The 14,156-nt window shown below is 59.3% G+C and carries 10 protein-coding genes and 1 tRNA gene; 7 read left to right on the forward strand and 4 right to left on the reverse strand.

The window, feature by feature from the left end; genetic code table 11:
• Window positions 1-124: 124 nt before the first annotated feature.
• Together VJU77_13015 and VJU77_13020 are read right to left on the reverse strand one after the other, a co-directional pair.
• Complete coding sequence (locus VJU77_13015) at window positions 125-1,816, reverse strand: AAA family ATPase (protein ID HKP04267.1); 1,692 nt, start codon at window positions 1,814-1,816, stop codon at window positions 125-127.
• 90 nt (window positions 1,817-1,906) lie between these two features.
• Window positions 1,907-3,034 (reverse strand): toll/interleukin-1 receptor domain-containing protein, encoded by a 1,128-nt coding sequence (locus tag VJU77_13020; protein ID HKP04268.1) that lies wholly within the window; start codon window positions 3,032-3,034, stop codon window positions 1,907-1,909.
• Between the two features lie 221 nt (window positions 3,035-3,255).
• Between VJU77_13020 and VJU77_13025 the strand changes: the two genes are divergently transcribed.
• Window positions 3,256-3,329 (forward strand) — tRNA-Asp (locus tag VJU77_13025).
• 246 nt (window positions 3,330-3,575) lie between these two features.
• Entirely contained in the window at window positions 3,576-5,132 is a 1,557-nt protein-coding gene (locus tag VJU77_13030; protein HKP04269.1) for an alpha/beta hydrolase, read from the forward strand.
• 183 nt (window positions 5,133-5,315) lie between these two features.
• Here VJU77_13030 and VJU77_13035 read toward each other — a convergent pair whose 3' ends face one another.
• Window positions 5,316-5,954 carry an ArsR family transcriptional regulator gene (locus VJU77_13035; GenBank protein HKP04270.1) on the reverse strand — a complete coding sequence of 213 codons (639 nt, stop codon included), beginning with the start codon at window positions 5,952-5,954 and terminating at the stop codon, window positions 5,316-5,318.
• An 80-nt stretch (window positions 5,955-6,034) separates the two neighbouring features.
• Between VJU77_13035 and VJU77_13040 the strand changes: the two genes are divergently transcribed.
• From VJU77_13040 to VJU77_13060, 5 genes are all read left to right on the forward strand, one after another.
• Window positions 6,035-6,568 (forward strand): DUF4142 domain-containing protein, encoded by a 534-nt coding sequence (locus VJU77_13040; protein HKP04271.1) that lies wholly within the window; start codon window positions 6,035-6,037, stop codon window positions 6,566-6,568.
• An 89-nt stretch (window positions 6,569-6,657) separates the two neighbouring features.
• Window positions 6,658-7,425, forward strand: a complete 768-nt coding sequence (locus VJU77_13045; protein ID HKP04272.1) for a cupredoxin family copper-binding protein — start codon at window positions 6,658-6,660, stop codon at window positions 7,423-7,425.
• A 178-nt stretch (window positions 7,426-7,603) separates the two neighbouring features.
• On the forward strand, window positions 7,604-7,798 hold the full coding sequence (locus VJU77_13050; GenBank protein ID HKP04273.1) for a heavy metal-binding domain-containing protein: 195 nt from the start codon (window positions 7,604-7,606) through the stop codon (window positions 7,796-7,798).
• Window positions 7,799-7,923: 125 nt separating this feature from the next.
• Window positions 7,924-10,482, forward strand: coding sequence for a hypothetical protein (locus tag VJU77_13055; GenBank protein ID HKP04274.1), 2,559 nt, complete (start codon window positions 7,924-7,926; stop codon window positions 10,480-10,482).
• 50 nt (window positions 10,483-10,532) lie between these two features.
• Window positions 10,533-13,421, forward strand: coding sequence for a M14 family zinc carboxypeptidase (locus VJU77_13060; protein HKP04275.1), 2,889 nt, complete (start codon window positions 10,533-10,535; stop codon window positions 13,419-13,421).
• Window positions 13,422-13,492: 71 nt separating this feature from the next.
• On the opposite strand, the gene VJU77_13065 is transcribed toward VJU77_13060, so the two are convergent.
• On the reverse strand, window positions 13,493-14,134 hold the full coding sequence (locus VJU77_13065) for a hypothetical protein (GenBank protein ID HKP04276.1): 642 nt from the start codon (window positions 14,132-14,134) through the stop codon (window positions 13,493-13,495).
• Window positions 14,135-14,156 lie beyond the last annotated feature (22 nt).

A 14,156-nucleotide genomic window follows, 5' to 3' on the forward strand; every position in this document is an offset into this window, starting at 1 on the left:
CCGCCGTTTCTTCTGTAGCCGCGGCCCTGTGGGCCGCGTTGGAGCGGCTGTGACCACGATGTGAATGTCACGCTCGGCGCTTCGCATAGCGAAGCGGCTACAGAAAACGGAGCGCTCGATCTACCTAGATCACCACGCCGCGCAGCGGCCGGCGTTCCTGCCCATCGCGCCGGACCGGCGAAATCTTCACCACGTTTTCCGGATCGAAATCGATCAGCTTGAACCAGTCTTCGGTCATGTCGGTCGGCGGGAAGATATCGTTCTCTTCGAACTCGGAGACGAAAGCCTGTTGGAGATCGGCTTCGCTGATTCCGTGTTCTTCCTGCGTCGCGATCGAACGTTTGATGGCCATCCCTTTCGCCCGCTCCACAATCGAAGCAATGATCGCCCCGCTCATCAGGTCGCCGCGGTAAAGCATCTCTTTCCGTCCGCTCCGCAGCGTGATCTCCAAAAACTTGTTCTCTTCTCTCCGGGCGAACTGAACTTCGAGAATCCGCTCGATCAACTTGTCGATGGCCGCACCAATATTCCTCGATTCCTTGGCCAGGGCGCCGTCGTAGGGCAGGTCGTTCGTGAGATAGATCCGGTAGATATCGCGCGCGCCCTCACGGTTCGGCCGATTTACCTTGATCTTTCGATCGATTCGGCCGGGACGCAGGATCGCGGGATCAATCAGGTCGGCCCGGTTCGACGCCAGAATAATGACCACGTCGTGGAGCGATTCGATTCCATCCATCTCCGAACAAAACATCGGCACCAGCGTGGAAAGAATGTTCGAATAACGCGAAGCGCGCCGGGTCCCGAGGATGCTCTCGGCTTCGTCGATGAAAAGAAACGGGAGATATCCTTCCCGCCGTTTCTCTCGGGCCGTCGAAAAAATCTCACGCACAATCCGTTCCGATTCGCCGACCCACATATTGAGGATCTCCGGACCTTTGACGTGCATGAAGTATTCCTTCATCTCGTCGCCGCTCTTTTCCCGGAGCTGCTTCGTCAGGTTGTAGGCCGTGGCTTTGCCGATAAGGGTCTTGCCGCATCCCGGCGGACCGTAGAGCAGGAATCCCTTCGGCGTGGCGTGCTGAAATTTTTGAAAGAGCTCGCCGTGAATGAGCGGCAGCTCGATCGCGTCCTTGATCGCCTCAAGGGCCGCGTCCTGGCCGCCCACTTTTTCCCAGGGTAGTTCGGGAACATCGTCGAGAAAATGCTCGCGCGATTGCGGATGGGAGAGGAGTTCAAGCGCCACCCGGTAGTTGGGATCGACCCGCACTTCGTCCCCGGATTTTAGCGACGCCTTCATCAACGCCGCCGAACGCTGGAGCACGACCGACTGCAAACCATGGTCGGAGCCCACCCGGAGACGTTCCTCTCCGATGACCTCGGTGATTTTCGTCACCGGCCCGGCAGTTTCGAACCCGAGATCGCCGACGACGACATACGCTTCGTTGACCAGGACGCGCGTTCCCTTCTGTAAATTTGCCAGCTTGATGCGCGGATCGACGTTGCAATAATAATCCGCGCCGCCGACCACGATATGCGCCGTGTTGCGGGCCGGATTGCTCAAATAAGTCCCGATCCGGTTCGCAGGCGAGGTGACCTTCTTGATCACTTCCTCGAGCTTCTCGATCATTTGGCGCGCCTCGCCGATCGTTTCCTCCTGCGCCTCAATTTGAGAGCGTATCACGTACAGCTCGCGGCGATGCCGGTTCTCCGGGGGAATCGAAGCCACGAGGAGATCGAACGCTTCCAGTAAGCTGAGCTCATGATGCTTCGCTGCATCATCCGGACTTTCAAACTCGGGGCTTCGCTCGTTGTTCATTTTGGAAGGCTGCTCGATTATAAACTGAGCCGAACGCGCCGTAAACCCGCGCCTCGATTCGGCACGTTCCGCTACCAAAGCCGTGCCAGATCAGCGCCGAAATTCAATCTCAACGATTGGAAGAGTACTATAGGTCGCCCACGTTCCGGTCCCAAAGCGGTTGTCGACCGTCAGCGTGACGGTCGAGATCGCGTTGCCCCGGACGGTGAAGGTCGCGGGGGTGCGGATGCGAGGCTCGGTATGGTCACCGCGGTCCTGGATAACGGTATCCAACGGAGTGCCGCTGGGATCAGAGGCTTCGAGCCTCCAGGAGGGCAACGAGGTTGGATTGCCTCCGATCCGCGTGAGGCTAAAGCTCTTGATCGCTGGCTCAAATTCAAAAGCCAGCGTCGTCAGTGGATATTCGCCCCGGACATTCAGGACGCGGGTGTACCCGCGCGGAACGATCATCCCGGGATCGATATCGTTGATAGATGGTTTGCCGCCGAATGTCTTGAGGCTTCGGATGCCTTCAGAAAGGAAAGCGTTTGGCTCCAGGAACCCCGGAGGGAAGTCGCTGAAGTTAATTTTGCGGACGTCCCCGGGAGGAGTCGGCGAAGAAGTTTGGGAGGTGGCAAGGGTTGGCGCTGGGGTTTGAACCTCTCGCTGGCGCTGAAGGATAAAGCCAACTCCGATCCCGACGATGGCCACTGCCGCGGCCAGACCCCAGATTGGGAATCTACGTTGACGTGATTTGCCTTCAGTCGCGTGAGATGAAACGGGTCGCGCCTGAGTGTGGCGCAATGCCACTGGCCGCGGGACGGCCGCCGGTTCCGATTTTCCGAGGAGGGTTGTGATCGAATCCGCCAGGCGCCCGAGATGGTTTTCCAAGGGCGGCGTCATTGCATCGAGCCAATGCGGAGTGCTCAGGAAGTATTTCAGGTCGTCGTTAAGCCGGACGTCCTCGATTCGAAACTGGAGGATGTGCAATTGCGCCTCGACCGCCAGCTGGACCTCCCGCAAGACCTGAGAGGAATTGTTCGAGTTCTCCGAGAAGATTAGCACCATCGCTTTGCTTTGCTGGATGGCGCGCGTGATTTCGCCGGCAAACGATCGCCCGAGCTGAACGTCCCGCGGCGCGACCCAGCAGCGAATCTCCGCATTTTCCAGGGTCGCACAGACTGCGTCGGCCACAGGTTTGTCGCGGGTGGAGTGGGAGATGAAAACGTCGTGCGCCATACCAGGCCAGGCCGCCGCTGTTGTATCCGTTGCCCGGCGAACAGGCAATGGATCAATGGAGGGTCGAAACTCCCGCGAGACCGCAGCGACTGGCACGGCGTCGCAGAGCTCCGCGGAACGGCGGCGTCGCAGAGCTCCGCCCTTCAGAATCGTACCGAAGAATTTTCCCGCCGTCTGAGTTGCGGCTGGCGACAGCCGCCTCTACAATCTGACCCTCGCGAGGAGTCTTAGCTCAATTGGTTAGAGCGCCGCCCTGTCACGGCGGAGGTTGCGGGTTCGAGCCCCGTAGACTCCGGAAAATCTTTCTCTTCCGCTCCTCTCCGTCTTCTCTCCAAAAGCGCCGGAACTCTCTGGGTAATGCGGCAATTGGCTGCGTAAGCGGAATAACGCTGGTTCCAATTTTCGAGACGTCCCAACCGAAGCGTCGCGAAAACCTCGCAAGTTCCGTCGGGGTCGATAGATGTAGGCTGACGCCGCTGTCGGGGCATTTCACGACATTTTTGTCGTGGGTTGAACGGTTTTTCCCCCAATTTCCGGCGCTATGAGCTCACATCTATTTAGAAGCGGTTTACAAGTCTTGGTGTCGCTGTTTTTTGTAGGGATCTTACCTGCGCAAGGATGGGCAGAGGTTTGGACGGTGTTGAGCGCCGACCCTCTGGAAGATGGTCGTGACGCTTCATTGGCAGACGCAGCGCAGCTCGCTTACCGCTACGACAAGGGGCAGGACCTTTTGTGGTTTCGCGTAGCCCTGTTCGGCAAGCCGAACCAGGATGCGTTTGGTGTTAACCTTGTTTTCGACACCGGCAGCGATGACGCCAGCAAAATGAACTGGTGGGGTGCCAATAAAACTTTCAAGTTCGATAGACTTGTGACGGCGTGGGTAACACGCCGCGGCGACCGATATCAGGGAACGATGGGAATCGGTGACGCGGCTGGATCTCGCGCGAAGCAATTTAACAATCTGTCGCAGGATAATCTGCAACTTCGCATCGAAGGAGACTCGATCATAATCGGTGTCAAACGCACGGACGTCACTGATAAGATGAAGATGAATCTGATAGCGGCAGTCGGGTCCAATGAGCAGTGGAATGACGATGTTCCGGGGGTCGATTCGGTCACCATTGATCTATCATCGGAACGACCGAAGCAAGGATTGCGAGAGATCGATTTGACCCGCAATAACCTCGACCTTCCGTCAGACTACAAGACGCTTGCGGACGACCAGCCGCCAGTGATCACGAAAAAGGGGAAAGGCCGGCGTCCTTTGATTCTAATTCCGGGCGGGTATTCGGGCGCGACGTCGTTTGATGGCTTCGTTGATCGGAATGAGCAGAATTTCAGCTTCTACACTGTGACGCCGCCTGGCCTCAACGGGACGGCAGCCCGTCCGGTCCCTCCAGCCGGCACTAGTCTCAGCGAGTTAACGTGGTCTCGTCGTTTGGAACGGGACATCCTTGATTTGATCAAGCGGGAAAATCTGGTCAAACCGGTCATCGTCGCGGAACAGGCGCCGGCTTCCATTGCCGCAACCGAACTTGCTGAAAAGCATCCGGAACAGATCGGCGGCGTAGTTCTCGCCGCCTCGTATCCGTTCTTTTTTGTACCTTCCCCAAAAGACCCGACCAGAAAGACTCCGGCAACGGCCGGTGAGCGCACCCGCGTGGTTGATGCGGCCGTGGCCGCCAAATGGTTTAAATACGTTACCCCTGAAACCTGGTTGAGTAATGATACGCCAGCGCAGGCGCTTTCCAATGTGCCGGCGAGGGGCCAGAAAGCCCGAGACGAGCTCGAGGGGGCCCCGCTTGAGATCAAAATTCGTTATCTGTGTGAATTTTGGGCCTCCGATCTTCCTCGCAATTTCGACAAGTTAAAGGTGCCGCTCATGGCATTAGTGCCTCAATTCGACGAGAAATTTCTCTCCGAACCGGGCAATTCTACCTTGAAGACAGGCTATCTCGATCGATGGGAAACCGTGAGAAGCCCTCTGGTTGAGATTGCGAAAATCCCGAATGCCCGATTGCTCGTTCTCGATGATCAACCCGAAAAGACTGACGAGGCCATCACCAAGTTTGTCGATCGAGTTAATAGACGGGGATAGCGAGCAAGCTCGGAACGGTTCGCGCAAACAGTTCAAGAAGTTCAGCGCCGGGTGTCTTGAGCTGGATCATCGACACGATAAGTAATTCTTCACTGGCACGACGGTGGGATTCAGTTTCGCGCCGCGGCGGCAAAGAGCAGGCGATGATCAGGAGGGTTCGATCTCGGATAGCCGCGCGCTCGCTCAGCTCGACCGCCGGATCTCGAAGCAGCAGGATGGATCAGTGCCGCGCTGGCAGCGCTCCTTGACCGGAACGCCAATGATCTCGCTAAGGAGTGACTCGGCGATTAGGCATGCCTCGGGGTGCTTCGCCGTGGCCGCCGCGATTGGGCAGCCGCGACCGCGGATCACGTCCGTCCCATCGACTCGCTCCACGGTCGCCGCGCCCCCGAGCTCCGACAGAATTTGCACGGCCAGCTCGATCCGCTGCTGATGGCTTCGAGCAGGGGCTCTCGCCATATTCTCACCAGCAATTTCCCGGCCGACTTCGCGCATGGCCTTTCCAAGCTCGCGTGGCCCGAGCCGGCGGGCAATTGCGCCAAGCACAAGATCCAGCAATCGGCCATATGATTTTGGAAAGACGTGTTCCACAGCGCCGGTCACGGTAAAAAGGGCATGGGGCCGTCGCGAGCCCGCACGGGTTCCCGCCTGGCCGACAAATCCGTCGCGCTCCAGCGTCATCAGATGGGCGCGAACCGCGTTGTCGGTCAGCTGCAATTCGGTGGCGAGTTCGCCGACCGTTCGGTCACGTTGCCGCAGCAGGGTAAGGATTTGACCTCGCGTGCTTTGGATGAGCCGTTTCCGCCAGGGTGAATCGTTCATGCAGGTTTCTTGGTATCCGGTTCCAATAAATATTCCAATAACATCTTGACTAATTGGGTTTCCGGCAAATGCTTTCGGCTATGAAAACCTACGCACTCTTCTTCTCCGGAATCCTCGCCTGCTCGACGATATTCGTCGCGGGAAACGAAAGCAACGCCGCCACCCCGCCGACCGATCCACAGATCGCAATGATCGCGGTGACCGCCGATTCGATCGACATTGACGCGGGCAAATTAGCCGCGGAAAAGTCCTCGAATCCCAAAGTCAAAGAATTCGCCGAAATGATGGTGCGCGACCACACTTCGGTGAACAAGCAGGCGACGGACCTGGCTGCAAAATTGAAGCTGACTCCGGAGGAGAGCGACACCAGCCGGAGCTTGAAAGCCGACGCGGATAAGAACCTCGCCAAACTCAAGGGATTGAGCGGAGCCGCATTCGACAAGGCCTATATCGACAACGAGGTCGCGTACCATGAAGCGGTCATCAAGGCGGTTACCGAAACCCTGATCCCAAACACAAAGAACGCGGACCTGAAAAAACTGCTGGAGAGCGCGGGCCCTATCTTCACCTCCCACCTTACCCACGCCAAAGAGCTTCAGAGTTCCCTCAAATAGGGCCATCTTCGCGATGGTGAGCGAACAGTCCTTCCGTCCGAACCGGAAGGGCTAAGCGCGCGTGGCCGCGAGGGCCAACAATCTCCAGCATGCTGCAGCCTGAATACATTCACGTTCTGATCAACCCGTTGCCGGTCTACGGCCTGGCCGCGGGATTGATTGGTTTGGTCGTAGCGATTTTGCAGCGCAGTCGTCGGGCGACGATCGCCGCGCTTGTCATTGTGCTCATCAGCAGCGCCTCAGCGTGGCCTGTCTACGAATTGGGCCAGCAAGCGTACGACCGCGTGTTGTCGATGGCGGACAACGACGGACGGGCCTGGCTCGCCGAGCACGCGGATCGGGCTCATAAATTGATTTGGTTTTTTTATGCGCTGGCGACGTTGAGCGCAGTTGGGCTCGTTCTTCCGATAAGGTGGCCGAGGTCATCGACTTGGTTTGCAACGATCGTCCTGGTCCTTGGCGCTGCTTGTCTCGGGCTGGGAGGCTATATTTCCTACGCGGGAGGCAGAGTTCGCCATCGCGAATTCCGCCTCGAACCGCCCCCAAACGCATTGCCAAACCCGACCGCCCGCGAGACCCAGCCCCCTGGCTCCGCCGATGTTGCCGCCGCTTCACAAGTTACGATCGAGATGGTCAAATATTCACCGGCAGCAATTGAAATCAAAACCGGCGAAACCGTCGTATGGATCAATAACGACCTGACGCCCCACACCGTCACCTCCGAGGCCGGCGCTGAACTGAATTCAGAGTCAATAGAACCCGGATCTTCCTGGAACCACAAGTTCACCCAGGCTGGAATTTTTTCCTATTATTGCACCTTCCACACGGAGATGAAGGGCACTGTTACGGTGAACTGAATGTCAACGACTTCCAAACGCCTCGACTCAGGCGCTCGTCCCAGGAGAAATTCGGCGCTGACCTTGCTATTTCGGCCAGAGGAAAGCCGCACATGACAAGAGGGAACCGGAGCGTGTAGACTCCGGATATCTCAACAACGATATGACCCTAAGAAAAGCAGCGCTAGTACTTGCCGCAATGACCTTGACGATTTGGGTCGCAACCACATTTGCCGAATCGACGCCAACCCCGACGCCGAGCGCATCGGCGGATTCCCAGGCCAGGAAATATACGTGTCCGATGCATCCTGAGGTGGTGGAGGACAAGCCAGGGAAGTGTTCCAAGTGCGGGATGACCCTGGTGCCCAAGAAAGAAGAAAAGCCTAAGAAATAACGGCGATCTTACCGGGGAAAAATCCCGACTGCGGTTGGGATAACGGATAGACGGGGGCGCATTGGCCTATCGTCGGAAAAGTTGCTTTCTTTTTCGGCAAATTTTTCGGAAAAGGCTGCGGGACCATGAAGAATTTGTCTGTTGTCGCTATCGCGGTCGGGCTGGGAACCCTGGGCATTGCCGCCTCCAGAGCGCTCCTCACCCAAGCCCCGGCAGCTCCCGCCGCCATCTCTCAGAATGTGACCCAGTATCATAAAAATCCATCGCGCGACGGATTATTCATTGACCCGTTATTTACGGCGGCGGCGGCGGCGAACCTGGCGAGGGATCAGAACTTTGATGGCGCAATTGTGGGCAACGTCTACGCCCAGCCGCTCTATGTCGAAGGCGGGCCGGACGGCCGGGCGAAAGTGATCGCGGTCACGGAATCGAATAACGTCTACGCGCTCGATGCGCTCACCGGCGCGATTATCTGGCAGAAGAATGTCGGCGTGCCGGCGTCGGGCATGGGACTTATCTCGCCGGTCGGCATCACAGGCACACCGGTGATCGACCTGGCCTCGCGCGCGCTCATCTTCGTCGCCGTGGTCAGCGGGCCTAACAACATGATCTATTCCGTGAACGTTGATACCGGGTCGGTCAATCCCGGGTTCCCCATCGACGTGAACGCCAGCTTTGCCGACTTCAGCTCTTCGCTTCACATGCAGCGCGGGGCGCTCATGCTCCTCGGGAACATGGTTTACATTCCCTACGGCGGATATGCGGACCAGGGCAATTATCACGGGCGCGTGCTGGCCGTGTCGCTTGACGGTTCGCAGTTCGGCGAGTGGGTCACCACTTCGCTTAAGTCAGGAATCTGGACGCCCGGCGGAATTGCGAGCGATGGCATCAACCTTTTCGTCGTCACCGGCAATGCTCCCGGCGGGACGACTCCCTGGGGTGGCAGCGAAGCCGTTATTCGTCTTCAGCCGGGACCGGTTTTCAGTGGGTCGACCAACGATTATTGGGCGCCGACAAACTGGCAGTCGCTCGACAGCGGTGACGTCGATTTGGGCGGGACGAATGCCATCATCCTTGATGTTCCCGGCGCGACCCCTTCCGCGCTGGTGCTCGCGATTGGCAAAGATCGAAACGGGTACCTGCTTGATCGCGCGAACCTCGGCGGCATCGTTGCGCCAGTAGCGCAAGCGGTCGTCTCCGCCGGACAAGTCATCAATTCGTCGGTGACTTATCGGACCAGCCAGGGCACCTTCGTCGCGCTCCGGCCGCCCAATGGGACGCTGACCGCATTTAAGATTACGGCCACAAATCCGCCGACAATCGCCACCGCGCCCGGATGGCCTGTGACTTCTGCCGGGCGCACATCACCGTTCGTGACCTCTACCGATGGCACGAGCAACGCGATCGTCTGGGCCTATACACACGGCACCAACGGGCACTTGTTTGGGTACAACGGCGAGACCGGTGCGACGATTTACGGCGGCGGTAGCGCTGCCGATACAGTGAGCGGGACGCGCACCTTTAACACCGGGATCGCCGCGCGCGGCCGAATCTATATTGCGGGCGACAACAAAGTCTACGCGTTCAGCCTGCCCGGCGCGCCCACACCGACTCCCAGCCCGAGCGTTTCGCCGACAGCGACTCCGACAGCCACGTCGACGCCTACGGCAACGCCGGTCATGACACCGACCGCTACCGCGTCGCCCACACCGGCTGTCACTGCGACCGCGACGCCGGTGATAACCCCAACCGCTACCCCGATGGTGACGCCTTCTCCAACGCCGGTCATCACCCCAACTGCTACGCCAGTCGTTACGCCAACTGCCAGTCCGAGCGCGACGGCGACTCCTACACCGGTGACGCCGACGCCAACCCCAACGGTTTCACCCGCAGCACAGCCTCTCAACTTGTCGACTCGAATGCGGGTGCAGGCCGGGGATAATGTGGGCATCGGCGGGTTCATCATCACCGGGAGCGCTTCCAAACATCTCCTTCTCCGGGCGATCGGCCCGTCTCTGACCGGTTTTGGTGTCCCCGACGCGTTGGCCGACACCACCCTCGAGCTGCATGGCCTGACCGGCTTTGTCACTATCACGAATGATAACTGGCACGACGACCCGGTTCAGGCCGCCGCGATTCAGGCTACCGGAATTGCACCGACCAATGACCTCGAGGCCGCGATCGACGTCACCCTGACTCCCGGCGCTTACACCGCCATCATCCGCGGCAAGAACAACACTTCCGGCGTCGGCCTGATCGAGGTCTACGGCCTGAGCCAAACCGTTCCCGCGAAGCTCGCCAATATCAGCACGCGCGCCTTTGTCGATACCGGCAACAACATCGTGATCGCAGGATTTATTCTCGGTGGAAACAGCGGCGGTGACAGGATCGTGGTGCGCGGCATCGGCCCCAGCCTCGGCGCGGTCGGAGTGACAAACCCGCTGGCCGATCCCACGCTCGAGCTGCGCGACGGCAATGGAGGGCTTCTCCTGGTTAATAACAATTGGCAGGACGATTCCACCCAGGCCGCCGAGCTTGTCGCGGCCGGCCTGGCGCCGGCAAGTATCTTGGAGTCGGCCATCGCCGCGACGCTGCCCCCGGGTCTCTACACCGCATTGCTCGCTGGAGTAAACAACACCTCTGGCGTAGGTTTGGTCGAGGTCTACGACCGCGGGGCGCCATAAGGAATACGATCTGAGGATCGGAACGGATGATCCCCTCAGGAGAATCCAAAATGAAAAACCATCGTCAGACGAAGAAATCATCAGCGCGTGCGAGGCGCGTTTTTGGCGCTTTTTGCGCGTTGGCGGCAGTCACCCTGGCCGGCCTCGCCTTGGCGGCCGACTCTGAGACTCGCGCCACCACCTCTATCCATTCCCAACCGGGAAGCGGCCCGAATCCATTGGCCGAGAAATACAAGACGCTCGTCCTGCGCGTCTACTTCCGCGATCGCGACGAACGCGACCGGTTGGCCCAGGAACTCAACCCCGAAGAAGTGCCCACCACGGGCGGTTATCTCACGGTAATCGGTGATCGCGACCAATACTATGGCCTGACGTCGCGCGGCCTCCGGGTGGAGATAGAGGAGAACGGCAGTCGAAACCTGAGCGATCCCCAGCTCATGCTCGACACTTTCTACAACGGCTACAAGTCGGTGGAAGAAATTTACACCTTCCTCGACCAGAAGGTCGCGCAGTTTCCCAGTCTGGTGGAGAAAATCGATATTGGCGATTCCTGGTGCAAGCTCCATCCAGGCTCGTGCACCCTGCCGAGCCCGTGGAACGGTTACGACCTGTTTGTGCTCCACATCACGAACCGCAACATCCCAGGCCCCAAACCCGTTGTCTGGATCGACGGCGATATTCACGCCCGGGAAATCGCTACGCCGGAAGTTGTGATGCGGTTGATCGACTACCTGCTCAATAACTACAACACCAATGCCGACGCCCATTGGCTTGTGGACCATCACGACATCTGGCTGATGCCTGAAGTGAACCCCGATGGCCACCACATCGTCGAGGCGGGCGGCGGCGGCAACAGCCCGTACATGTACCGCAAGAACGGTGACAACGTCGGAGGCGGGACTTGCGCCTGGCCGCCCTCTCCCACGAATCACTTCGGCGTCGATGCCAACCGCAATTTTCCTTTCCACTGGGGCTGCTGTGGCGGCTCGAGCACTTCCGTGTGCGAGCAGACCTATCGAGGAACGTCGTCGGGTTCGGAGCCGGAAGACATGGCGATCGTGAACAAGCTTCGCACCCTCGTGCCCGACCAGCGCGGCCCCGGCGATACCGACGCGGCGCCGATCACGGCCATGGGCGTTTACCAGAACATCCACACCGTTGTACCCGTGAACCTCTATCCGTGGGGCTGGACACTTAACCAGATGCCGAACTACGCGGAGACGCGCAATATCGCCGCTCACATGGCCGCCACGAACGCGGGCGGGAATGGTTATCCCTATGGCGGGATCCAGGAACAGTTGTACCCGGTAGATGGTGGCTCGATTGACTGGGCCTACGGTGAGCTGGGCATGGCATCCTTCTCCACCGAGTTGAGCGGCCAGGACTTCCTTCCCTCCTTCTCGTGCATAGATAATCCTGGCTGCGGCTCGTCACAGGGTATCTGGCCTGAGAACCGGGGAATGCTTCTTTACCTGGCGAAGATCGCGCGCACGCCTTATCTGACTTCGCACGGACCAGACGCCAATACGGTTGCCACTAACCCGGCATCAGTGGCGCCCGGCGTGCCCTCACAGCTCACTGCCAGCATTACCTTTGCCTGGTCAAACAACGCCTTCAGCCAGAACGTGGGCGCGGCGGAATATTACATTGACACGCCTCCCTGGGCCGGCGGCACGGCTATTCCAATGAGCGGCTCGTTCACGTCGCCAACCGCGGCCGTCAACGCAACCATCAACACCGGCAGCCTGTCGGCCGGCCGCCACGTTATCTTTGTGCGCGGGCGCGGCGTGAACAACGTCCAGGGCTTTGAGACGTGGGGGCCGATCACGGCGGCATTCCTGGATGTGACCGGAGGTCCAACTCCAACCCCAACCCCAACGGCAACTCCGGTGGTAACGCCGACACCTTCAGCGTCGCCCACGCCGGTCATCACGCCGACGATAACTCCAACCGCCACCCCGGTGGTGACACCTTCTCCAACGCCGGTCGTAACTCCGACGGCTACCGCGACTGCGACCCCGGTCATTACCCCGACCGCCACTCCGATTACAACTCCAACCGCTACGCCGATCGTCACGCCAACTGCCACCGCTAGCTCGACGCCGACTCCCACACCTGTGACGCCGACGCCAACCCCAACCGCGACGGCTTCACCGGCATCCCAGCCGCTTAACTTATCGACTCGGATGCGTGTGCAAGCCGGGGATAATGCTGGCATCGGCGGTTTCATCATCACGGGAAGCGTTCCCAAACACATCCTGCTCCGCGCCATCGGTCCCTCCCTGACCGGTGCCGGCGTCCCCGACGCATTGGCCGATCCAACCCTCGAACTCCACGGCCCTTCCGGTTTCGTTACGATCGCCGATGATAACTGGCACGACGACCCGGCCCAGGCCGCCGCGATCCAAGCAACTGGTCTTGCGCCCAGCAATGACCTCGAGGCCGCGATCGACATCACACTCGATCCCGGCTCTTACACCGCCATCATTCGCGGCAAGAACAACACCGCCGACGTCGGCCTGATCGAGGTCTACGACCTGAGCCCGGCCGTTCCGGCCAGGCTGGCCAACATCAGCACGCGCGCTTTTGTGGACACGGGGGACAATGTCGTGATCGCCGGGTTCATTCTCGGAGGCAATAACAGTGATGGCCAGATTCTCATTCGTGGAATCGGGCCGAGCCTGGCTGGGTTTGGTGTGACTAATGCGCTGGCCGATCCGACGCTTGAGCTACGTGACAATAATGGAACGCTGCTCGCGTCGAATAATGACTGGCAGCAAAGCATGCAACCGCTGCCGCCCCCCGGGCTGCGGCCCACAAACAATTTGGAGTCGGCCATAATGGCGACGCTGCCGCCGGGCATGTATACTGCCTTGCTCGCCGGAGTGAATACAACCGGCGTCGGCCTGGTCGAGGTTTACGACCGTGGGGCACAGTAGCCGCCTGAGCCGCCGCTAACGGCGGATTCCAAATCCCGGGTTCCAAGCTCCAAAAGGCTCCAGGACTGCGTTTATTCTCCCCGAAACACCGTAATGCCGTCCGAGAATGAAAGGGTCTGGTGGTAAAAGGGGGGTCGTAGCTCGGAACGGCCGACATGAACGCCCCAATGACCTGGCAATGCTCCGCCCCACGAAAACTCGACCTCGGGCGGCCGCACAAAAATCACGCAGGTATCTCCATCCATGTGGACAAACGAATGCGCACGGATCGCATCCCATGCTCGGCGGCTTTGTTCGGCTTTTTCTGGCGGCGGACGCAAACCCTTTCGCGGTCCGTAGATCGAACCTCCGTCGGGCATAAGCGAGAGACACGTCTGCGCGACTGACTGAATCTCGGCTGGACTGGATGACACATGCAGGCGGGTGGCGAACCCGAGCAGGAACATCGGCCGCCCAGCCAGCAACGACGAAACCAGCCAGCATGTAACGATCGTCAGTGCGAGAATCACCGCACACTCAATGCGCCGCCAAAACAGGGCGACGATTACCGCCGCGCCCGTCGCGAATGCGCTCCATGCGAATGGAAAGCAGGCTGCCCGGAGAAAACCTATCGGGACCGGAAACGAATTGAAACCAGCCACGAACTCCACCGCATCCGAGCCGAGAACAGCAGCGATTACTGCGAACGCTGCAATTATGGTGATGGATTTCACGATCTAAAGAGGAACAAGGAAT

The sequence above is a fragment of the Chthoniobacterales bacterium genome, assembly GCA_035274845.1.
In the GTDB taxonomy this organism is placed as follows: Bacteria; Verrucomicrobiota; Verrucomicrobiia; order Chthoniobacterales; family UBA10450; genus AV80.